Genomic DNA, 20,372 nt, shown 5'->3' on the forward strand with positions numbered 1-20,372 from the left:
TCCTGCCTGCCGGCCATGACAGCCGGCGGTCATGGCGCGGCGCGGGGTGGCGGGCAGGTGAGAAAGTGCTCGCAGGAACGCCCGTAAATGGCCGATCCAGCAGGGAAAGTGATGCCGGGAAGCCGTGAAAAGCCGGCCGGATGCGGGATGGGCGATGGTATGATTAGCGCCAGCCAACGGGCACGCCAGGGCTGAATGCGATCCGAAATTCACTTTTTCGCGATGTCGCACGAGTTGCCGGGCGCCCGGCGGCAGCCCGTTTCCTCGAACGCTTTCCTACGCCGAATCCACACGACCAACCGTGCGACTGTCCTCGATCAAACTGGCGGGCTTCAAGTCCTTCGTCGATCCCACCAATTTTCAAGTGCCGGGCCAACTGGTCGGCATCGTCGGACCCAACGGCTGCGGCAAATCGAACATCATCGACGCGGTGCGCTGGGTGCTGGGCGAGTCGCGTGCCTCGGAACTGCGTGGCGAGTCCATGCAGGACGTCATCTTCAATGGCTCGACCGCGCGCAAGCAAGCCGGCCGGGCCAGCGTCGAACTGGTCTTCGATAACAGCGAAGGCCGCGCCAACGGCCAGTGGAGCCAATACGCCGAGGTGGCGGTCAAGCGCGTGCTGACGCGCGACGGCACCTCGTCCTACTACATCAACAACCAGCCGGTGCGCCGGCGCGACATCCAGGACATCTTCCTGGGCACGGGCCTGGGCCCGCGCGCCTACGCCATCATCGGACAGGGCATGATCTCGCGCATCATCGAGGCCAAGCCCGAGGACCTGCGCATCTTCCTTGAAGAGGCCGCGGGCGTTTCCAAGTACAAGGAACGCCGGCGCGAGACCGAGAACCGGCTGTCCGACACGCGCGAGAACCTGACGCGTGTCGAGGACATCCTGCGCGAGCTGGGCAACAACCTGGAGAAGCTCGAAGGCCAGGCCGAGGTGGCGCAGCGCTTCAAGGCGCTGCAGGCCGACGGCGAGGAGAAGCAGCACCTGCTGTGGATGCTGCGCAAGCGCGAGGCGCTGGGCGAGCAGGAACGCCACCAACGCGCCGTCGGGCAGGCCCAGGTCGACCTGGAGGCCCAGACCGCCCAGCTGCGCCATGTCGAGGCTGAACTGGAGACCATGCGCGCCGCGCACTATGCGGCCTCCGACAATATGCATGCCGCCCAGGGCGCGCTGTACGAGGCCAATGCCGAGGTCAGCAAGCTGGAGGCCGAGATCCGCTACGTGGTGGAATCGCGCAACCGCGTGCAGGCCCAGATCGCGGCGCTGTCGGCGCAGGGCGAGCAGTGGCGCGACAAGGCCGAGCAGGCCTCGGAGGACCTGGCGCAGGCCGAGGAAGAGCTGGCGCTGTCCGAGGGACGCACGATCGAGGCGCAGGACACCCTGGCCCAGCGCAGTGACGAACTGCCGGCGCTCGAGGCCCAGTGGCGCGAGGCGCAGCAACTGCTCAACGAGCAGCGCGCCGGCATCATCCAGGCCGAGCAGGCGCTGAAGCTGGAGGCTGCGCAGCAGCGCAGCGCCGACCAGATGCTGCAGCAGCTCGAGCAGCGCCGCGAGCGCCTGTCCGGCGAAGAGAAGGGGCTCGACCGCCCCGACGACGTGCGCCTGGAAGAGTTGCGCGCGGACCTGGCTGAGCAGGAAGCCGTGCTGGAGGAAGCGCAGGTCGCGCTGGCCGAAGCGGAGGAAAGCCTGCCGCGCCTCGACGCCGAGCGCCGTGCCGCGCAGGAGCGTGTGCAGGGCGAGGCCGCGGCCATCGCCGCGCTGGAGGCGCGCCTGGCCGCGCTGCGGCAACTGCAGGAGAGCGTGCAGACCGAGGGCAAGGTGCAGCCGTGGCTGGCCCGCCACGGGCTGGCCGAATTGCCGCGGCTGTGGAAGAAGATCCATATCGAGCCCGGCTGGGAGAATGCACTGGAGTCGGTGCTGCGCGAGAAGCTGGCGGCGCTCGAGGTTTCCGGCCTGGACGCGGTCAAGGCCTTCCTGTCCGACGCGCCGCCCGCCAAGCTGGCCTTCTATGCGCCACCCGCCGCGGCACGGCCCCAGGAAGCAACGCCGGGCCTGCGCCCGCTGATGGCCCTGCTGCAGATCGCCGAGCCGGGCATCCGCGCGGTGATGCAGGACTGGCTCGCCAACGTCTATACCGCCGCTGACGTCGACGCGGCGCTGGCGGCGCGCGCCACGCTGCCCGAGGGCGCCACCTTCGTGGTGGCCGAAGGCCACCTGGTCGGCCGCAGCGGCGTGCAGCTCTATGCGGCCGATTCCGAGCAGGCCGGCATGCTGGCGCGTGCCCAGGAGATCGAGAACCTGGAGAAGCAGGTGCGCGCACAGGCGCTGCTGGCCGAAGAGGCCAAGACGCAGTCGGTACGCGCGGAGACCGCGCACACGCACGCCAGCCGCGTGCTGGTCGAGGCGCGCACCGCCAGCGAGCAGGCCACGCGGCGCGTGCATGCGCTGCAGATGGACGTGCTCAAGCTGTCCCAGGCGATGGAGCGCTATGCTGCGCGCAGCAGCCAGATCCGCGCGGATCTGGAGGAGATCGCCGCCCAGGTCGAGGAGCAGCGCGCCATCCGCGCCGAGTCGGAGGCGAGTTTCGAGCAGCACGATGCCGCGCTGGCCGACCAGCAGGCCGCCCACGAAGCGCACCAGGGCGCCTTCGAAGCCCTGGACGGGCGCCTCGCGGCGGCACGCCAGCAACTGCGTGAGCTGGAGCGCGCGGCGCAGGAGGCGGTCTTTTCCGAGCGCAACCTGGGCAGCCGCATCGAAGAGCTGCGCCGCAATATCCAGGTGGCATCCGACCAGAGCGAACGTATCGCCGAGTCGCTCGAGAACGCGCGCGCCGAGCTGGAGACCATCAACGAGCAGACCGCGCATACCGGGCTGCAGGAAGCGCTGGAAGTGCGTGCTGAGAAGGAAGCCAGGCTGAACACGGCGCGCGTCGAGCTCGACTCGCTGTCGGCGCAGCTGCGCCAGTTCGACGAGCAGCGCCTGGCCGCCGAGCGCAGCCTGCAACCCTTGCGCGACCGCATCACCGAATTCCAGCTGAAGGAGCAGGCCGCGCGCCTGAACCAGGAGCAGTTTGCCGAGCAGCTCACCGAGGCCGGGGTCGACGAGGCGGCGCTGGCCGGCAAGCTGAACGCCGACCTGAAGCCGGCCTGGCTGCAGGGCGAGGTCACCCGTATCAACAACGCCATCAATGCGCTGGGCCCGGTCAACATGGCCGCGCTCGACGAACTGGCCACGGCGCGCGAGCGCAAGACCTTCCTGGACGCGCAGTCGGCGGACCTGAACGACGCCATCAACACCCTGGAAGACGCCATCAACAAGATCGACCAGGAAACCCGTTCGCTGCTGCAGGGCACCTTCGACCAGGTCAATATGCACTTCGGTGAACTGTTCCCGCAGTTGTTCGGTGGCGGACAGGCCCGCCTGATCATGACCGGCGAAGAGATTCTCGATGCCGGCGTGCAGGTGATGGCGCAGCCGCCCGGCAAGAAGAACTCCACCATCCACCTGCTGTCGGGCGGTGAGAAGGCCCTGACCGCGATCGCGCTGGTGTTCGCCATGTTCCAGCTGAATCCCGCGCCGTTCTGCCTGCTCGACGAGGTGGACGCACCGCTGGACGATGCCAACACGGATCGCTATGCCAAGATGGTGGCACGCATGTCGAACAAGACGCAGTTCGTCTTCATCTCCCACAACAAGATCGCGATGGAAATCGCCCAGCAACTGATCGGCGTGACGATGCAGGAGCAGGGCGTGTCGCGTATCGTCGCGGTGGACATGGACGCCGCGATGTCGATGGTGGAAGAAGCCGCCTGATCCCACCCGCCGTGGCGCGGCGCGCCCGGCGGGGACCAGAATTCTCGCAATCTCGATGCACAACAACATCCTCAAGGGAGCCGCAGCATAAATGGACCTGCAAACCGCCCTGATCGTCGCCGGTCTCGTCCTGCTGCTGCTGGTCGTCGTCTACAACCAGTGGCAGATCCGCAAGGCCCGCCGCCCGCGTGCGCTGCAGCCGGATGACGATGTGGCGCCGATGCGCGAGCCCACCTTCGACCTGCCGCCCGGCGCCGACTATCCCGCCGCATCCGCCAAGGCGCCGTCCATGCCGGACCGGCCCGCGCCCGCCGCCGCCAAGGAAAGCGAACCTGCGCCGGCGGCGCAGCGCCGCGAGCCGACGCTGTCGGCCTCGCCGCTCGATGCGGCGGCCGCGATCGGCGCCGCTGCCTCGACCGACGCCGACCAGGCGCTGGCCGATGAAGTGGCCGTGGCGGCCAATGTCGCTGCCACGAACGGCGAAGGCACCGAAGCCACTGCGACAGCGGACCGGGGCGACGAGGCCGAGCCGGCTGCGACGGTGCAGCAGCATCTGCAGGATACGGCGCCCGAGGCGCTCGAAGGCCAGCCGCTTCCCGCCGTCATCGACCCGCTGGTCGACTGCATCGTGCCGCTGCACCTGGAGCGCAAGGCCTCCGGCGACCGCATCCTGCCGCTGACCGGGCGGCTGCGCCGCGCCGGCACCAAGCAGGTTCATATCGAGGGCCTGCATGCCGAGGCCAACGCCTGGGAAGTGGTCACGGCGGGGCACCAGTACGAGGACCTGCAGGTGGCGGTGCAGCTGGCCAACCGCTCCGGTCCGCTCAACGCGCTGGAGTTCTCCGAGTTCGTCAACGCGGTGCAGGGGCTGGCCGAGGCCCTCGATGGCGCGACCGACCTGCCCGACATGAGCGAGTCGGTGGCCAACGGACGCGAGCTCGACAGCTTTGCCGCGAGCTGCGACGTCCAGCTCGGCGTCAATGTGATCTCCGACGGGGCACCCTGGTCGGCCGCCTACGTGCAGACCGTTGCCACCCAGGACGGCCTGGTGCTGTCGCGCGACGGCACGCGTTTCACGCGCTACCTGGCGGGTGCGGACGGCGTGCAGCGCGCGCTCTTCACGCTGCAGTTCGGCGATACCAACTTCCTGCGCGATGACCTGACCGTCAAGGCCGGGCGCCAGATCACGCTGCTGCTCGACGTGCCGCAGGTGGCGCGCGCCAGCAAGCCCTTCAAGACGGTCTGCGAATACGGCCACAGCCTGGCGCAGCGCATGGGTGCGCGCCTGGTCGACGACAATATGCGTCCGCTGAGCGAGGCTTCCTTCATCGCCATCTTCGGCCAGCTCGAAGTGCTGTACGACAAGCTCGAGGCGCGCGGCATGCCCGCCGGCTCGCCGGTCGCGCTGCGGCTGTTCAGCAACTAGTCCGGAGCGACACCATGACCGGAACCCGAACCGGCGCGCAGGCCCAGGCCTCCGCGCCCGCCGCCGCATCGCCGGCCGCCCGCGCTGACTGGTTGCGCGAGACGCTGGAGCGCTACAACTACGAGTACTACGTGCTCGATGCGCCCACCGTGCCGGATGCCGACTACGACGCGCTGTTCCGCGAGCTGCAGCAGATCGAGACCGAGCACCCGGAGCTGCTGCACCCCGATTCGCCGACCCAGCGCGTCGGCGGCGCACCGCTGGCGGCGTTCGCCACGGTACGCCACGCCATCCCCATGCTGTCGCTGAACAACGGCTTCGAGGACGAGGACGTGCTCGCCTTCGACCGGCGCTGCGCCCAGGGCCTCGGGCTCGAGCCGGCGGGCGCCGGCGAGCCCGACCTGTTCTCGGCCGCGGCCGCCGTCGAGTACGCCTGCGAGCTCAAGTTCGACGGACTGGCGATGTCGCTGCGCTACGAGAACGGGCAACTGGTGCAGGCTGCCACGCGTGGCGACGGCGAGTCCGGTGAGGACGTGACTGCCAATGTGCGCACCATCAAGAGCATCCCGCTGCGCCTGCGCGGCCAGGCACCGGCGGTGCTGGAGGTGCGCGGCGAGGTGCTGATGTTCCGCGCCGACTTCGACCGGCTCAACGCGCGCCAGGCCGAGGCCGGCGAGAAGACCTTCGTCAATCCGCGCAATGCCGCGGCCGGCAGCCTGCGCCAGCTCGATCCGCGCATCACCGCGCGGCGCCCGCTGTCCTTCTTCGCCTACGGCATCGGCGAGCTGCAGGGCGCGCCGCGCCCGGATACCCACAGCCAGATGCTGGACGGCTTTGCCGCGCTCGGCCTGCCGGTGTGCCAGGAGCGCGCGGTGGTGCGGGGCGCGCAGGGCTTGCTGGACTTCTACCGCGGCGTCGGCGCGCGGCGCGACCAGTTGCCGTACGACATCGACGGCGTGGTCTACAAGGTCAATGCGCTGGCCGAGCAGGAGCGCCTGGGCTTCGTCTCGCGTGCGCCGCGCTTCGCCCTGGCGCACAAGTTCCCGGCACAGGAAATGACCACCGTGGTCGAGGACATCGAGGTGCAGGTCGGCCGCACCGGGGCCATCACGCCGGTGGCGCGGCTGGCTCCCGTCTTCGTCGGTGGCGTCACCGTGACCAATGCCACGCTGCACAACGAGGACGAGGTACGGCGCAAGGACGTCCATGTCGGCGACACCGTGATCGTGCGTCGCGCCGGCGACGTGATCCCGGAGGTGGTGGGCGTGGTGCTGGAGCGCCGGCCCGTCGATGCGCGCGCCTTCGTCATGCCGACCGCCTGCCCGGTGTGCGGCTCGCATATCGAGCGCCTGGAGGGCGAGGCCATCGCTCGCTGCACCGGCGGCCTGATCTGCGCCGCCCAGCGCAAGCAGGCCCTGCTGCACTTTGCGCAGCGGCGCGCCATGGACATCGAGGGGCTGGGCGACAAGGTGGTCGAACAGCTCGTCGACCAGGGCATCGTGCGCACCCCGGCCGACCTGTTCAAGCTGGGCGTGGCCAAGCTGGCCGCGCTCGAGCGCATGGCCGACAAGTCGGCCGCCAACCTGGTGGCGGCGATCGAAGGCGCGCGCGCCACTACGCTCAACCGCTTTATCTTCTCGCTGGGTATCCGCCACGTCGGCGAAGCGACCGCCAAGGACCTGGCGCGCCACTTCGGCAAGCTCGACGGGCTGATGGCAGCCGACGAGACGGCCCTGCTCGAGGTCAATGACGTGGGCCCGGTGGTGGCGCAGTCCATCGTCAACTTTTTCGCCGAGGCGCACAATGTCGAGGTGATCGAACAACTGCGCGCGGCCGGCGTGCATTGGCCCGAGAGCGAACCGCAGGCGCGCGCACCCGCGCCGCTGGCTGGCAAGACCTTCGTGCTGACCGGCACGCTGCCGACGCTGTCGCGCGAAGAGGCCAAGGAGCGCCTGGAAGCCGCCGGCGCCAAGGTGGCCGGTTCGGTGTCGAAGAAGACGGACTACGTGGTGGCGGGCGCCGAAGCCGGCAGCAAGCTCGAAAAGGCCCAGGCGCTGGGTGTGGCCGTGCTCGACGAGGACGGCATGCTGGCGCTGCTGGCCGGTGCCCATGGCGCGGATCCCGAGCCCGCCCCCGATGCTTCCGAACCTTCCGAACCTTCCGATCCCTCTGATTCCGCGCCTTCCGCGCAGCCCGACCACGGAGAACAGGCATGATCCATGACATCCTCAAGATGGGCGATCCGCGCCTGTTGCAGGTGGCGCGCCCGGTCGCGCGCTTCAACACGCCGGAGCTGCGCACGCTGGTCGAGGATATGTTCGACACCATGGACCATGCCAACGGCGCCGGCCTGGCGGCACCGCAGATCGGCGTCGGGCTGCAGGTGGTGATCTTCGGCTTCGAGCGCAATCCGCGCTATCCGGGCGCGCCGGCCGTACCCAAGACGGTGCTGATCAATCCCGAGCTGACGCCGCTCGGCGATGAGCAGGAGGACGGCTGGGAAGGCTGCCTGTCGGTGCCGGGCCTGCGTGGCGTGGTGCCGCGCTATACGCGGCTGAAGTACTGCGGCTACGATCTGCAGGGCAACCGCATCGAGCGCGAGGCGGAGGGCTTCCACGCGCGCGTCGTGCAGCACGAATGCGACCACCTGCAAGGCATCCTCTACCCGATGCGGGTGCGCGACTTCACGCGCTTCGGCTTCACCGAGGTGCTGTTCCCCGAGCTGCCGCCCAACGCCGAGGACTGACGCGGGCGGCGCTCAGGCCAGCATGGCGGCCAGTCCCCAGGCCAGCAGCGCCAGCCAGACCAGCACATAGAGCCATTGCGCGCGCATCATCCTGCGCAGCGCGCCGGGCTCAGCCATGGCCTCGAGCAGGCGTGGTGCCAGCGGCACCATGCCCGCCATCGTCAGCAGCGCCATGAACAGGCAGACCGCCAGGATCTGCACGATCGACAGGCCGGAAGCCAGCAGGGCGTACAGCACCAGCGCCGCGAGTACATAGGCCAGCGCGGCCAGGAGCGCCGGGCGGGCATAGAGCCGGCGCATGGCGCGCAGCCATCCCTGCGGCGCCAGCAGGACCGCGCACAGCTTCAGCACGGCCAGGGCGATCAGCACCGCCGCCAGCAGCCGGGTCAGCGGTTCAGGCATGGCAGCTCTCCGGAAGCGGACAGGCTTCCAGCATGCGCCTTGCCGTGGCCGCCCGCAAGCGCGGCCGCCGGCACCGGTTCAGGCCAGCGCTTCCCGCCCGATCAGCTCGCGTTTGCGCTCCACGCCCCAGCGGTAGCCGGACAGCGCACCATCGCTGCGCACCACGCGGTGGCAGGGGATCGCCACCGCCAGGTGGTTGGCGGCGCAGGCCTGGGCCACCGCCCGCACCGCCTTGGGCGCGCCGATGCGGGCGGCGATCTCGGCGTAGCTGGCCGTGGTGCCGGGCGGGATCTCGCGCAGCGCCTGCCACACACGCAGCTGGAAGGCGGTGCCGCGCAGGTCCAGCGGCAGGTCCAGGCCGATCGACGGCGCCTCGATGAAGCCGACCACGCGCGCCACTAATTGTTCGAAACCTGAATCGCCGCCGATCAGCTCGGCCTTGGGGAACTGGTCCTGCAATTCGCGCGCGAGGGCGTCCGGGTCGTCGCCGAGCAGGATGGCGCAGACGCCGCGCTGGCTCTGCGCCACCAGGATGGCCCCGAGCGAGCACTGCCCGATGGCGAAGCGGATCGCCATGTCGGCGCCGCCCGCGCGCCAGCGGCTGGCGGTCATCCCCAGCATGCCGTCCGAGGCCGCATAGAAACGGCTGTTGGACTGGAAGCCGGCGTCGTAGATGGCCTCGGTGACCGTGGCCGCCTGTCCCAGCCGCTGGCGCAGGCGCCGCGCGCGATGCGCGTCGGCAAAGGCCTTGGGCGTCAGCCCGGTGAGCGACTTGAAGATGCGATGGAAGTGATAGAGGCTGAGGCCGGCCTGCGCAGCCAGGGTCTCCAGCGTTGGCGGCGTGTCGGCCGCCTCGATGCGGCGGCAGGCGGCGGCGACGATGGCCGCATGCCGCGCACCGGTTTCGGCGGCATCGTCCTCGGCGCGCTTGCTGGCGCGGTAGCCGGCCGCCTCGGCCTCGGCGGCCGTGGCGAAGAACTCGACGTTCTCCGGCCGCGGCAGCCGCGAGGGGCTGCTCGGGCGGCAGTAGATGCCGGTGGTGCGCACCGCATAGACGAACTCGCCGTCGGCAGCCGGGTCGCGCGCCAATACCTTGGCCCAGCGAGGATCCTCGGCGACGCTGTGGCGGGCCTGGGTGCCGGCCACGCCGGCGGCGCGCTTGGCAGCCTGCTTTGTCCTCATGCCTGTGCTCACGATCGCGTTCATCCTCTTCATCCTTGGCAAGCAGTGGTCTCGGGTTCGACTGTAGGGCGCGCGCGGCGATGCCGCACTCCGGCGCTTGCGCTCGAATTCGCGCACCGGCCAGCCAATTCCGGTCTATTCAGCATCATGGAAGATGATGCCCAGGGTAAAGCGCTGGCCTGAGCGCAGCCGGCTCACGCCGTGGCGCAGGTTGACGCGGTGGACGCCGCGGCCGCCTGTCACCGGGCGCTGGCTGACGGCGAAGACGACGGCATCGCCTTGGGTGAGCGGCACCACCTCGGCACGCGACTGCATGCGCGGGCGCTGCTCCGTCAGCACGAACTCACCACCGGTGAAGTCCGTGTCAGGTGCCGACAACAGGATGGCGACCTGCAGCGGAAAAACATGCTCGCCATAGAGGTCCTGGTGCAGGCAATTGTAGTCGCCGGGGCCATAGCGCAGCAGCAGCGGTGTCGGCCGCAGCTGGCCCGCGCCATGGCAGCGGGCGAGGAACTCCGCGTGAGCGGCGGGGTAGCGCGGTGCCAGTCCCATGGCCGCGTTCCAACGGTTGGCGGTCGGCGCCAGCCGGGCGTAGAGCGCGCTGCGCAGGGCGGCGAGCGGGGCGGGCAAGGGGTAGGCGAAGTACTGGTATTCGCCGCGTCCGAAGCCGTGGCGGGCCATCACCACGCGGCTGCGGAAGGGCCCTTCCTGCGCGTACAGCGCGGCCAGGGCGCGGCATGCCGGTGGCGCCAGCACGGCGGGCAGGACGGCATGGCCGTGCAGGTCGAGCTCGACGCCCACCTGTTGCCAGTCGAACGCCTGCAGGCGGGCGAGGGCGGCGGCCGCGGTGTCGGCGGGTGCGGCTTGAGGCACGGCGGTGGCCGGCGTGGACTGCCAGGCAGGCATCCTGGTCTCCTGTTCGATGTTCCGGCTTCCATGCTAGACGGGCATGCGCCGAGCGCGCACTCCGTCGCTTGCGGTCGAATTTGCCGGCTGCTCGCCGTGGCTGACTGCGCTGACTGTACAGCCGCTTCCGCCACGCGCCGGCGCGATGCGTACAATGCGGGGTTTCCGTTTCCCGCAGAGGAAGTCCGCATGGCAATGAAAAAGACCGATCTTGAGAAGAACAAGGCACTCAAGCTCACCAACAAGATGAAGCAGGCGACGGCCGACCGCTTCGGCAAGACTGCGGACGCCCCGGTCGATCGCCGCGAGCAGCGCAAGCTGGACCAGGCCAAGGGCCTGGTGCCGTTCGCCTGCAAGCTGGACAAGGACCTGGTGGTCCGCCTGAATGCCCTGGCGGCGGACCATGCCGAAGGGATGACCGGCCTGCTGACCGAAGTGATCCAGCGCGGGCTCGGCGACGCCGCGGCCTGATCGCGGCTACCCGGATACAGCGGCCCGGACGCCGGCCCCGGCCCCGGCGTGATGTGAGCTGGCGCGCCGAGTGCGCTGGCCGGCAATTGCCGGCCACCTATACTGCTAGCAACTCCCGCTCCGCGTGACGCCCACGACCGGAACCATGATGAAGCTGCGCGCAGGCCCGGCCGCCGAGCTGGGGGCCAATCTCTTGCTCCCCTGGCTCGCCTACCGGCTCGCCTTGCCGCATTGGGGCATGGCGGGGGCCCTGTACGCATCGGCCGTGCCGCCGGTGGCCTGGAGCGCCATGGAGTTCGCGCGCACGCGCCGCGTCGATGCCGTCAGCGCGGTGGTACTGCTCGGCATCGGCCTGTCGCTGGCAGCGATGATGCTGGGCGGCAGCCCGCGCCTGCTGCTGCTGCGAGAATCGCTGGTCTCGGGCGTGGTCGGCATCGTCTTCCTGCTGTCGCTGGGCTGCCGGCGTACGCTTGTCTTCTATCTTGCGCGGGCCACGTTCGCGCGCGAGAGCGCGGATGGCCACGTGCGTTTCGAATCGCTGTGGCAGGAGCGCGCCAGCCTGCGGGTGGCCCTGAGACAGATCACCCTGGTGTGGGGCCTCGGCCTGACCGGCGAGAACCTGCTGCGTGCCTGGCTGGCCTGGCATTGGCCCATCGAACGCTACCTGGTGCTGTCGCCGTTGATCGGCTACGCGCTGTACGGCGGGCTGATCGCCTGGACCTTGTGGTGCCGCGAACGCATGCGGCGGCGCGGCGAGATCGTCGTGGCCGCCGGCACGCCGTCGATTCGCTGACGGCGTGCCGCGTCCGGCGGCCGGCTTCAGGGCAGGCCGACGGCCGGCTCGGCTTGTGCGATGCTGTCGCGCTGGCGCCAGGGAGGCGTTGCGCCGAGCGGCACCGCTGCCGGCTGTGCGAGCCCCGCGTTCAGCTCCAGCGCCTGGCGCTCGAACAGGCGCCGATAGAGGCCGTGCTCGCGCCGGATCAGCTCGTCATGGCTGCCTTCCTCGGCGATGCGGCCCTTGTCCATCACCAGCAGACGGTCCAGCGCGCGCACCGTCGACAGCCGGTGCGCCACCACCAGCGTGGTGCGGCCCACCATCAGCCGTTCCATGGCCTGCTGGATCAGCACCTCGCTTTCGCTGTCCAGGCTGGAAGTGGCCTCGTCCAGGATCAGCACGGGCGCGTCGGCGAGAAAGGCGCGTGCCAGAGCCACGCGCTGGCGCTCGCCGCCGGACAGCTTGACGCCGCGCTCGCCCACCAGTGTGTCATACCCCTTGGGCAGGGCCTGGATGAACTCGTGCGCGTTGGCCAGGCGCGCCGCGCGCTCGATCTCGGCGCGGCTGGCACCGGGGCGGGCGTAGGCGATGTTCTCCGCCAGCGTGCGGTGGAACAGCACCGGCTCCTGCTGCACGATGGCGATCTGCGCGCGCAGCGAGGCCTGCTCGACCAGCGCGATGTCCTGGCCATCGATGGTGATGCGCCCGCCGTCGATGTCGTAGAGCCGCTGGATCAGCTTGACGAAGGTGGTCTTGCCCGAGCCGGAGTGGCCCACCAGGCCGATCCGTTCACCCGGGGCGATGCGCACCGAGAGCCCGGCGTAGAGCGGCTTCTCCAGCGCGCCGTAGCGGAAGGTCACCTGCTCGAAGCGGATCTCGCCGTCGCGGATGCGGATGGGGCCGGCGCCGCGGCGGTCTTCCACGCCGAGCGGCTGCGCTTCCAGCGCGACCAGTTCTTCCATGTCGTTGACGGAGCGCTGCAGGTTGCGGATATGCATGCCGACGTCGCGCAGGTAGCCCTGCAGCATGAAGAACATGGTCAGGGCGAAGGTGATGTCGCCCACGCTGGCCTGCCCGCGCGCCCACAGCCACAATGCGGCGCCGAGGATGGCGGCCTGCATGGCCACCAGCATGGTGCCCTGCACGCCGCCGTTGATGGTGCCGCGCACCCAGGTGCGGCGCGTGCGCTGGCGCCATTTGGCGATCACGCGCGCCAGCCTGGCTTCTTCGCGCGTTTCGGCGCCGAAGGCCTTGACCACCGCGTTGCAGCCGACCGCATCGGCCAGGGCGCCGCCCATGCGGGTGTCCCAGGCATTGCCGAGGCGCGCCGCCGGCGCGACGAAGCCGAGCGACAGCGCGACCGTGACAGCGATATAGAGCACGGAGCCCAGCCCGACCACCGCGCCCATCATCGGCCAGCGGATGCCGAGCAGCACCGTGGCGCCGACCAGCATGGTGAGCGAGGGCAGCAGGGCGATCAGCAGGGTGTCGTTGAGCAGATCGAGCGCCCACATGCCGCGCGTGATCTTGCGCACGGTGGAACCCGCGAAGCTGTTGGCATGCCAGTCGGTGGAGAAGCGCTGCACGCGCTGGAAGGCATTGGCGGCGATCTGGCTCATCATGCGCAGCGTCAGCACGATGATGTTCTGGAACACCGCCTGGCGCAGCAGCGTGCCGGCCACGCCGAGCGACACCAGCAGCGTGAAGGCGCCCAGCGCTGCCGGCCGGGCGGTGCCGGTGCCGGCGGCCAGCGCGTCGATCAGGCGCCCGGCGTAGAGCGGGGTCAGCACGTCGGCGCAGGCCGACAGCAGCGCCAGCAGCGCGATCAGCAGGATGCGCCAGGGCTGGCGGGCCCAATGGCGGAAGGTGAAGCGCAGGACGTCCTGGAAGGCCTGTCCCCGCAGGTCGAATTTCTTGCGAGCCATTTGTGGTAGCCAGGCACGCGCGGCGCCTGGATCGTCGGACTAGGATGGAACGGAGACGGCCCGGCATGCCGCTGGGGCGGCGAGGGAAGGGCGGTCTGGAGCGGAGCGGTGCCGGCGGGCGGCGCCGCGTGGCCGGCGGCCTAGTGGCGCCGCGGGGTCACGCCTGGAAAGGCGCTGCACATGATGTCTGCCATCGGACGCCTCCCTGGGTGAGTGAAGTGTGGGTCGGAACGCAAGACGCGCGACCATGCGCGCGTCTGGTGAATCGATTCTACCGCCGTGCCCGGCGCGCTGCAAGCTGGTGCATGGACACGGCCCGGTGCATCCTGCGGCCGTTGCCGCGGGGCGCTACACTGGCCGCCCCTGTCCCTTCCTTCCAGGCCGCCATGTCCGCCATGATCGCCGGTACCGCCGGCTACCAAGACGAGTCCGAGGCGCTCGCGCAGCGTTTCGAGAGCGTCGCGTTCGAAGCGGTGCATCGCGAGGTGCTGCCGCTCTTTCCCGATCGCCCTTGCCGGGTCCTGGACATCGGTGCCGGTTCCGGACGCGACGCCGCCGCGCTGGCCGGGCGCGGGCATCGCGTGGTGGCGGTCGAGCCGACCGCCGGCCTGCGCGAGGAAGGCCGGCGCCGCCATGGCGCGCAGCCGATCGAGTGGGTCGACGACCATCTGCCGGCGCTCGCGCAGGTGCGCGCCGGCGGCACGCGTTTCGACCTGATCCTGTGCATCGCCGTGTGGATGCATCTCGACGGCGCCGAGCGCCCGCAGGCGATGGCGGCGGTGTCGGCGCTGCTGGCGCCCGGCGGGCTGCTGGTGCTGACACTGCGGCACGGACCGGTGCCGGCGGGGCGCCGCATGTTCCAGGTCGACGCCGACGAGACGGTCGCGCTGGCGGCGGCCAACGGCCTGGCGCTGCGCCATCGCGGCGCGCGCGCGAGCCTGTTCCACGACAGCGTGCGCTGGAGCGTGCTGGCGTTCTCCCGCAGCCTGCCGGCGCCGTCTAGTCCCGCGCGCGGTTAGCCGTCAGTGCGGGCGCGGGCAGTATCGGCTGGCCCCGCATCACCTTGCGGCGAGGGGCCGGCCTCGCACTGCAGGTCGACCAGCAGTTCCAGGCGGGTGAGCTGCGCCCAGGTGTCGCGCTTGAAGGCCCGATGGTAGTCGTCGATGGCGGCGGTGGACGCCTGTGCGGCCTGGCGGGCCTGCGCTTCGGAGGCGGCGCGCATGTAGTAGACGAGAAAATCGCCATCCGCGCTGGAGTCCAGGAAGACGGATTCGATCGAGACGCCCTCGGCCGCGAGCGTGCGCAGCGCTTCGGCACGGTGCTCGCGCAAATGGGCGGCCCATTCGCGTACGCGCGGCAGCGAGCCGGGTTTGAGCCGGATGCGGGCGCACATCGGCAGCATTGGCGTGGACATGGCGGGTGCGGGGCCGATCTCTGCGCAGCTCAGCCGGGCAGGCCGTGCAGCAACAGCACGATGGCATCGGCGCCGGCTTTGCGGTCCTTGGCGATCTCCAGGTACTCGGGTGACTCGGAGAAGCGGCGCGCGGCGGCCTCATCGGGAAACGACATCATGACCACCTTGTCGCGCTCCCATTCGCCTTCCAGGCGCAGCGGATGTTCGTCGGCCACCAGCAGGCGCCCGTCGAAGCGGCGGAACACTTCCATGAAGCGCGCCTGGTAGCGGTCGTAGGCAGCGCGCTGGGTGAACGTTAGCTGGGCAAGCAGATAGACGGGCATGTGGACTCCGGGTCGCGGCACGTGGGGAGGCAGGCGCATGGGGAGGCCGGCGCCGGCTCGCAGCGATGTATGCGGGGTGCCGACGATGGTACTACGGAGTGCAGCCGGCTGCCCGTGGTCCGGTATTCCGCATCGCCGAAGGCGTTCTTTCCCGATCTCGAACGGAAAACGGGCTGGAACGGATGGGCATTGCGTTGCCCGCACCGCTTTGTCAGTTTTAAAATGCAACTAATGGCGCCGCGGCAGCCAGGCGCTGCTGCAACGACGACGAGTGAGAGGGAGGCAAGAGCAACGATGGTCAAACGGACCAGCCACAAGGAAGCAGGCTGCCCGGTGGCGCGGCCGCTGGATGCGATCGGCGACTGGTGGTCGCTGCTGATCATCCGCGACGCCTTCGAGGGCCTGCGCCGTTTCGGCGAGTTCCAGCGCAGCCTGGGACTGGCCCGCAACATCCTGTCGGCGCGCCTGCGCAACCTGGTGGAGCACGGCATCCTGGCCACCGCGCCGGCATCCGATGGCAGCGCCTATCACGAGTACCAGCTGACCGAGAAGGGGCGCGGCCTGTTCCCGGTGCTGGTGGCGCTGCGCCAGTGGGGCGAGGACTATTGCTTCGGCGCGGACCGGCCCGCGGTGCGCCTGCTCGACCGCGAGCACGCGCAGCCGGTACGGCACCTGGAATTGCGCGCGCAGGACGGGCGCCTGCTCGGGCCGGACGATACCGTGGTGGTGAAAGACGCGCCGGCCTGACGCGGCCGGGCGTTCCGGGGCCATCCGGCCCGCCGCTTTCAGCTCCGGCGCGCCAGCGGGCTGCGCAGGTAGACCAGCAGGGCCAGCGCGACCAGGATGCCGGCGCACAGGAAGATCGACGAGTAGATCCTGGCCACCGGCCAGTTGTCGTGGTGGCCGAAATCGGCGATCAGGCCGAAGGTCCAGGACGCTACCGCGGAGCCGAGAAAGACGAAGGTATTGAGCAGGCCGAGCCCGCGCCCGCGCGCGGCGGGCGGGATCAGGCCCCGGCCTTGCGCCATCACCAGCGGATGCAGCATGCCGATGGTGGACAGCAGGGCCATCAGGCCGACTCCTGTCGCCACGCCGTGCGCCGGCCACAGCGTCAGCAGCGCCGCGCCCGCCAGCGACAGGCAGGACCAGCCGGCGATGGTGGTCTTGAGCGAACTGCGCCACACCAGCACCGGCAGCACGAAGGCGGTCAGGAAGCCGCCGAGGCTGACCAGCGTCAGGGCCATGCCGCGGTGGCCTGCGTTCAGCTCGAACACATCGGCGAGGTAGGGCCCGCCCCAGGCATTGCGGAAGGTCGTGCCTGCCGCCATCGCCACGCACATCGGGATCAGGGCCCATAGCGGGCGCAGGGCCAGCAGGCGCACGCTGTGCAGCAGCATCTCGCCCAGCGGCGCATGGCGCGCCTCGGCGTGCCCTTCATCGTGGACGAAGCGCCAGACGCCGATACAGGCGGTCACCATGCCCAGCGCGGCGCAGGACATGGCCGCGCGCCAGCCGAACAGCTCCGCCGCCCAGCCGAGCGGCGCGGTCGCGCATAGCGCGCCGATCATGCCGGTGGCATTGGAGCGGCTGACGACCTTGGTGTACTGCGTTTCCGGCAACTGCTCGGAAGCGAAATGCAGCAGCCCCATGAACACCGGCGCGCAGGCCAGGCCCAGGCCCGCCTGCGCGAGCATGGCGGTGCCGCCATTCGGCGCGGCCGCGAACAGCACCGCGGACACGGCGCCCACGGCCAGCAGGCCGGCGGTCGGCCGGCCGACGCCATAGCGGTCGAAGGCGATGCCGATGGGGATCTGCGCCGCGGCGAAGGCCAGGAAGAAGCAGGAGGACAGCGTGCCGAAGCCGGCCGGCGACAGGCCGAAGTCGTGCTGCAGCTCGGGCGCCATCACCGCCAGGCAGCTACGGTAGAACTGGCTGAGCGAGAAGGCGAAGGTCAGCAGGGCGATGCCGCGCGCGGCGCGCGGATCGTGCGCACGGTCAGCGGCCACGGCGGTCTCCGGTGCGGCAGGTGGTGCCGGCGGACGCAGGGTCGCGGCGCCGGCCACGGTAGGCAGGGCAAGTCATCGTCACGATGGGGGATTCCGGCCCGCAGCGCCGCGCCCGGTTCGCGGGCGCAGGGATTGGCGGGGCCACGGGGAGGGGTGGCTCGATTCGTTGTTCAGTCAAGTAATCCGCCATTCTACGCGCGCTTGGCTGCGCTGGGCGGCTCTAGTGCTTCGCCATTGCCTTAGCGCAGCTTCCAGGCCGGGGAAGGCGGCCCTGGAGGTGCAGGCCAGCGCTCAGAACAGCGTGAGCTGGCGGCTGACCACCTTGTCGAAGCTGTCTCCGGCGAACGGCAGGATGGCGTCCGCCACCGGCTGCAGCTGCCGCGTCAGGTAGTGCTCGTAATCGATGGCGGCACGGCGCAGTTCGAGCGGCTCGGGGCCGGCCAGGGTCATCACATAGCTGATCCAGCCGCCGCCCTGGTACTGCGGCGGCCGCCCCAGGCGGCGGTGGTGCTCGTCGGCGAGGCGGGCGGCGCGCACGTGCGGCGGCACGTTGCGCTGGTAGTCGTCGAGCTGGCGGCGCAGCCGCTTGCGGTAGACGAGCTGGTCGTCGAACTCGCCGGCCAGCGTGCGCCGCACGTAGTCGCGCACGTAGTCGCGGTAAGGCTCGCGGCGGAAGATGCGCCGGTAGAGCTCCTGCTGGAAGGCCTGTGCCAGTGGCGACCAGTCGGTGCGCACGGTCTCCAGGCCTTTGAACACGAGCTCCTCGCTGCCGTCGGCGCGCTGCACCAGGCCAGCGTAACGCTTCTTGCTGCCCAGCTCGGCGCCGCGCACGGTCGGCATCAGGAAGCGCCGGTAATGGATCTCGAACTGCAGCTCGAGGGCGCTCTCGAGCCCGAAGGCCTGCGCCAGGTGCTCGCGCCACCATTGATTGACGTGGGCCACCAGCGCATGGCCGATGCGCGCCGCTTCTTCTTCGCCGTGCTCGCGCTTGAGCCAGACGAAGGTGGAATCCGTATCCCCGTAGATCACGGCGTAGCCTTGTGCCTCCACCAGGGCCCGCGTCTGCCGCATGATCTCGTGGCCGCGCATGGTGATGGAGGAAGCCAGGCGCGGATCGAAGAAGCGGCAGCCGGTGGAGCCGAGCACGCCGTAGAACGAGTTCATGATGATCTTCAGCGCCTGCGACAGGGGCTGGTTGCGCTCGCGCTTGGCCGCCTCGCGCCCCTGCCAGATGTGGGCGACGATGGCGGGCAGGCAATGCCTGTCGCGCGAGAAGCGCGCGCCGAGGAAGCCGGGGACGGTCGTTGCCGGCCCGGGCCCGCCCGTACCCGATGGTCCGCCGGTACCATGCGCCGCCGCCGCAGCGCCAGGCTCGTCGCCCTCGTCGCCCTCGTCGCCCTCGTCGTTCACACTGTTCCCGCCGTCCCCGGCCGCGCCGGCTTCGTGCATGCCCTCGACCAGGCCCACCGGATCGATCAGGAAGGTACGGATGATGGAGGGGTACAGGCTCTTGTAGTCGAGCACCAGCACCGAGTCATACAGGCCGGGGCGCGAATCCATGACGAAGCCGCCGGGGCTGGCCGCGGCGGGCAGTTCGCCGAGGTTGGGGGCGACGTAGCCGAGCCGGTGCATGCGCGGCAGGTAGAGGTGGGTGAAGGCCGCCACCGAGCCCCCGCTGCGGTCCGCCGCGAGGCCGGTCATGGTGGCGCGCTCGAGCAGGAAGGTCAGCAGCTCCGTCTTGTCGAAGATGCGCGTGACCAGCTCGCAGTCCTTCAGGTTGTAGCGGGCCAGCGCCGGCTTGTCCTCGGCGAACATGCGGTCGATGGCATCCATGCGATCGTAGGGCGTGTCGATCGCCTTGCCCTCGCCGAGCAGCGCCTGCGCGACGAACTCCAGGCTGAACGAGGCGAAGTTCCAGGTGGCCGAGCGCAGCGCCTCGATGCCGTCGATCAGCAGGCGGCCGGCCGCGCTGGCGAACAGGTGCCCGTTGCCGAGGCGGTGCTCGCGCCATTCCAGCGTGCTGCCGTCGCGGCCGAGGCGCAGTGGCACGCGGTGGCGCTCGGCCTGGGCATGCAGCACGCGCAGGTCGAACTGGATCAGGTTCCAGCCGAGGATGGCATCGGGGTCGTGGCGCGCGAACCACTGGTTGAGCCGCGTCAGCATGGCGGCGCGGTCGGGGCAGTAGGCCAGGTCGAAGCCGCACTCGCCTTGCCCGCCTCGCTCACCGCCATCGGCCGCGTCGTCCCGCCCGGCGGCGGGCGCCGTATCGGCGGCCGCGTCAGCCGCGGGCGGCTCGCCGAGCATGAAGACCTGGCGCTGGCCGCAGCCGTGCAGGGCGATCGAGTACAGCTCGCCATCCATGCTGGTCTCGATATCGAGCGATACGCAGCGCAGGCGGGGGCGGTAGTCGGGGGCCGGCTTGAGCACCGCGTCGCGCAGCAGGGCGCCGCCGTCGGCGTCGCTACGGCTGTCGCTATGGCTGCCGCTGAACCAGACCGGCGCGGTGATGAAGCGCTCCATCAGGTAGCGCTCGGGCGGACGGATATCCGCTTCGTAGACGTCGACCCCGTGCTCCCGCAGCAGCCTCTCCAGCCGCATCAGCTGGTTGTGCTGCGGGCAATAGAGCCCGTGCACCGGACGGCGGCGGAAGTCGCGCAGCGGCAGCGGGCGCAGTTCGGCCTGCGGCTCGCCGCGCAGCAAGGCGGCGGCGTGCTCGGCCTGCTCGGCGGGAATGAAGGCGACCGAGGGCTGCGGCGGCAGCCTGACCTGGCGCGGGCCCGCGTCGGTGGCCAGCCAGAACTCGACCGCCGTGCCGGCCGGCGTGTCATGCCAGTGCCGCGTGAGAATGAAGCCCGGTTGTGGGGAAAGCAAGACGCAGAGGGGAAAGCGGATCCAGTGCGGATTCTAGCGCCTGCCGGCCCGGTGCGCCGCCCTGCAATGTGGCGGGACGGGCCCGGTGCTGCGGGCTCCTGACAG

The 20,372-nt window shown here is 70.3% G+C and carries 16 protein-coding genes; 8 read left to right on the plus strand and 8 right to left on the minus strand.

The window, feature by feature from the left end:
- The first annotated feature begins 301 nt into the window (after positions 1-301).
- The 4 genes from smc (at position 302) to def (ending at position 7,992) form a co-directional block, all read left to right on the plus strand.
- Positions 302-3,820 carry a chromosome segregation protein SMC gene (gene smc, locus BKK80_RS09930; protein WP_071069242.1) on the plus strand — a complete coding sequence of 1,173 codons (3,519 nt, stop codon included), beginning with the start codon at positions 302-304 and terminating at the stop codon, positions 3,818-3,820.
- 91 nt (positions 3,821-3,911) lie between these two features.
- A complete protein-coding gene (locus tag BKK80_RS09935; protein ID WP_071037089.1) occupies positions 3,912-5,246 on the plus strand; it encodes a cell division protein ZipA C-terminal FtsZ-binding domain-containing protein in 1,335 nt (444 codons plus the stop codon).
- A gap of 14 nt (positions 5,247-5,260) precedes the next feature.
- On the plus strand, positions 5,261-7,462 hold the full coding sequence (gene ligA, locus BKK80_RS09940) for an NAD-dependent DNA ligase LigA (RefSeq protein WP_084545534.1): 2,202 nt from the start codon (positions 5,261-5,263) through the stop codon (positions 7,460-7,462).
- Positions 7,459-7,992: a peptide deformylase gene (def, locus tag BKK80_RS09945; RefSeq protein WP_071012426.1), complete on the plus strand. Its 534-nt coding sequence runs from the start codon at positions 7,459-7,461 to the stop codon at positions 7,990-7,992. Before ligA ends, def begins: the two co-directional genes overlap by 4 nt.
- Before the next feature lie 12 nt (positions 7,993-8,004).
- On the opposite strand, the gene BKK80_RS36345 is transcribed toward def, so the two are convergent.
- The 3 genes from BKK80_RS36345 to BKK80_RS09960 all read right to left on the minus strand — a co-directional run bounded on the left by BKK80_RS36345 (position 8,005) and on the right by BKK80_RS09960 (position 10,482).
- Positions 8,005-8,394 carry a hypothetical protein gene (locus BKK80_RS36345; protein WP_071069244.1) on the minus strand — a complete coding sequence of 130 codons (390 nt, stop codon included), beginning with the start codon at positions 8,392-8,394 and terminating at the stop codon, positions 8,005-8,007.
- A 78-nt stretch (positions 8,395-8,472) separates the two neighbouring features.
- A complete protein-coding gene (ada, locus tag BKK80_RS09955) occupies positions 8,473-9,576 on the minus strand; it encodes a bifunctional DNA-binding transcriptional regulator/O6-methylguanine-DNA methyltransferase Ada (RefSeq protein ID WP_083384212.1) in 1,104 nt (367 codons plus the stop codon).
- 135 nt (positions 9,577-9,711) lie between these two features.
- Positions 9,712-10,482: a 2OG-Fe(II) oxygenase gene (locus BKK80_RS09960; RefSeq protein ID WP_084545536.1), complete on the minus strand. Its 771-nt coding sequence runs from the start codon at positions 10,480-10,482 to the stop codon at positions 9,712-9,714.
- A 189-nt stretch (positions 10,483-10,671) separates the two neighbouring features.
- Here BKK80_RS09960 and BKK80_RS09965 point away from each other — a divergent pair, with 189 nt between their 5' ends.
- Both BKK80_RS09965 and BKK80_RS09970 read left to right on the plus strand, forming a co-directional pair.
- A complete protein-coding gene (locus BKK80_RS09965; RefSeq protein ID WP_071037087.1) occupies positions 10,672-10,953 on the plus strand; it encodes a hypothetical protein in 282 nt (93 codons plus the stop codon).
- 148 nt (positions 10,954-11,101) lie between these two features.
- On the plus strand, positions 11,102-11,746 hold the full coding sequence (locus BKK80_RS09970) for a VC0807 family protein (protein ID WP_071012429.1): 645 nt from the start codon (positions 11,102-11,104) through the stop codon (positions 11,744-11,746).
- A gap of 26 nt (positions 11,747-11,772) precedes the next feature.
- Here the strand turns inward: BKK80_RS09970 and BKK80_RS09975 are convergent, their stop codons facing one another.
- Positions 11,773-13,653, minus strand: a complete 1,881-nt coding sequence (locus BKK80_RS09975; RefSeq protein WP_071012431.1) for an ABC transporter ATP-binding protein — start codon at positions 13,651-13,653, stop codon at positions 11,773-11,775.
- 386 nt (positions 13,654-14,039) lie between these two features.
- On the opposite strand from BKK80_RS09975, the gene BKK80_RS09980 reads away from it, so the two are divergent.
- The gene (locus BKK80_RS09980; RefSeq protein ID WP_071069246.1) at positions 14,040-14,672 is read left to right on the plus strand and encodes a class I SAM-dependent methyltransferase; all 633 of its coding nucleotides are present in this window, start codon (positions 14,040-14,042) and stop codon (positions 14,670-14,672) included.
- Here BKK80_RS09980 and BKK80_RS09985 read toward each other — a convergent pair.
- The gene (locus BKK80_RS09985; protein WP_198173309.1) at positions 14,669-15,067 is read right to left on the minus strand and encodes a DUF6176 family protein; all 399 of its coding nucleotides are present in this window, start codon (positions 15,065-15,067) and stop codon (positions 14,669-14,671) included. The two genes, BKK80_RS09980 and BKK80_RS09985, sit on opposite strands and share 4 nt — an antisense overlap.
- Before the next feature lie 29 nt (positions 15,068-15,096).
- Positions 15,097-15,390, minus strand: coding sequence for a DUF1330 domain-containing protein (locus BKK80_RS09990; protein ID WP_071069248.1), 294 nt, complete (start codon positions 15,388-15,390; stop codon positions 15,097-15,099).
- 294 nt (positions 15,391-15,684) lie between these two features.
- On the opposite strand from BKK80_RS09990, the gene BKK80_RS09995 reads away from it, so the two are divergent.
- Positions 15,685-16,137, plus strand: coding sequence for a winged helix-turn-helix transcriptional regulator (locus BKK80_RS09995; protein ID WP_071069250.1), 453 nt, complete (start codon positions 15,685-15,687; stop codon positions 16,135-16,137).
- Between the two features lie 38 nt (positions 16,138-16,175).
- Here the strand turns inward: BKK80_RS09995 and BKK80_RS10000 are convergent, their stop codons facing one another.
- Positions 16,176-17,396 carry an MFS transporter gene (locus BKK80_RS10000; RefSeq protein ID WP_071012437.1) on the minus strand — a complete coding sequence of 407 codons (1,221 nt, stop codon included), beginning with the start codon at positions 17,394-17,396 and terminating at the stop codon, positions 16,176-16,178.
- A 291-nt stretch (positions 17,397-17,687) separates the two neighbouring features.
- A complete protein-coding gene (locus BKK80_RS35450; RefSeq protein WP_157903197.1) occupies positions 17,688-20,267 on the minus strand; it encodes a DNA polymerase II in 2,580 nt (859 codons plus the stop codon).
- Positions 20,268-20,372 lie beyond the last annotated feature (105 nt).

The sequence above is a fragment of the Cupriavidus malaysiensis genome (assembly GCF_001854325.1).
GTDB classification, from domain to species: Bacteria; Pseudomonadota; Gammaproteobacteria; order Burkholderiales; family Burkholderiaceae; genus Cupriavidus; species Cupriavidus malaysiensis.

Excerpts from the sequence above, each read along its gene's own strand:
- BKK80_RS09935 (WP_071037089.1), top strand. The coding sequence starts at position 3,912 with ATGGACCTGCAAACCGCCCTGATCGTCGCCGGTCTCGTCCTGCTGCTG.
- ligA (WP_084545534.1), top strand. The coding sequence starts at position 5,261 with ATGACCGGAACCCGAACCGGCGCGCAGGCCCAGGCCTCCGCGCCCGCC.
- def (WP_071012426.1), top strand. The coding sequence starts at position 7,459 with ATGATCCATGACATCCTCAAGATGGGCGATCCGCGCCTGTTGCAGGTG.
- BKK80_RS36345 (WP_071069244.1), bottom strand. The coding sequence starts at position 8,394 with ATGCCTGAACCGCTGACCCGGCTGCTGGCGGCGGTGCTGATCGCCCTG.
- ada (WP_083384212.1), bottom strand. The coding sequence starts at position 9,576 with ATGAGGACAAAGCAGGCTGCCAAGCGCGCCGCCGGCGTGGCCGGCACC.
- BKK80_RS09960 (WP_084545536.1), bottom strand. The coding sequence starts at position 10,482 with ATGCCTGCCTGGCAGTCCACGCCGGCCACCGCCGTGCCTCAAGCCGCA.
- BKK80_RS09965 (WP_071037087.1), top strand. The coding sequence starts at position 10,672 with ATGGCAATGAAAAAGACCGATCTTGAGAAGAACAAGGCACTCAAGCTC.
- BKK80_RS09970 (WP_071012429.1), top strand. The coding sequence starts at position 11,102 with ATGAAGCTGCGCGCAGGCCCGGCCGCCGAGCTGGGGGCCAATCTCTTG.
- BKK80_RS09975 (WP_071012431.1), bottom strand. The coding sequence starts at position 13,653 with ATGGCTCGCAAGAAATTCGACCTGCGGGGACAGGCCTTCCAGGACGTC.
- BKK80_RS09980 (WP_071069246.1), top strand. The coding sequence starts at position 14,040 with ATGTCCGCCATGATCGCCGGTACCGCCGGCTACCAAGACGAGTCCGAG.
- BKK80_RS09985 (WP_198173309.1), bottom strand. The coding sequence starts at position 15,067 with ATGTCCACGCCAATGCTGCCGATGTGCGCCCGCATCCGGCTCAAACCC.
- BKK80_RS09990 (WP_071069248.1), bottom strand. The coding sequence starts at position 15,390 with ATGCCCGTCTATCTGCTTGCCCAGCTAACGTTCACCCAGCGCGCTGCC.
- BKK80_RS09995 (WP_071069250.1), top strand. The coding sequence starts at position 15,685 with ATGGTCAAACGGACCAGCCACAAGGAAGCAGGCTGCCCGGTGGCGCGG.